This window comes from Curtobacterium sp. MCBA15_013 (assembly GCF_001865095.1).
Taxonomy (GTDB): domain Bacteria; phylum Actinomycetota; class Actinomycetes; order Actinomycetales; family Microbacteriaceae; genus Curtobacterium.
In genome coordinates, this window is record NZ_MJGQ01000052.1 from 1 (window position 1) to 588 (window position 588).

The following is a 588-nucleotide window of genomic DNA, read 5'->3' on the forward strand; positions in this document are numbered from 1 at the left end:
TCGCCGAGCGCATCGCCGCCGCCGTGCTGACGCACCGTGCGGCTCTGGCGACCGAGGTCACGGTGCACAAGCCGCAGGCGCCCATCACGGTGCCGTTCACCGACGTGTCGATCACGATCCGCCGGACCCGTGGCGGCGTCCGTGCCGCCGGGTCCGACGTCGAGGAAGAAGAGTGAGCCGGGCGGTCGTCGCCCTCGGCGCCAACCTCGGCGACCGGGGGAGCACCCTGCGCGCCGCCGCCGCCGCGATCGTCGCCCTCCCGGGGGTGCGTCCGGTGGCCTCCAGCCGCGAGGTCGAGTCGGTCGCCGTCACGCTCGACGGCCCGGACACGACGAAGCCCCGGTACCGGAACGCCGTCGTGGTCGTCGACACCGACCTCGAGCCGCAGGAACTCCTCGACGCCCTGCACGGCATCGAGGACACCCACGGCCGCACGCGCGAGGTCCGCTGGGGCGACCGGACGCTCGACCTCGACCTCGTGGCGTACGACGACCTGTCCCTCGACACCGTGACCCTGACCGTGCCGCACCCGCGAGCCGGCGAGCGGGCGTTCGTGCTCGCGCCGTGGCACGACGCCGACCCGGACGC

1 protein-coding gene is annotated in these 588 nt (G+C 74.8%); it reads left to right on the forward strand.

The window, feature by feature from the left end; genetic code table 11:
- Positions 1–172: 172 nt before the first annotated feature.
- The coding region (gene folK, locus BIV01_RS16840; RefSeq protein ID WP_071303616.1) for a 2-amino-4-hydroxy-6-hydroxymethyldihydropteridine diphosphokinase at positions 173–588 on the forward strand (416 nt) is incomplete at its 3' end.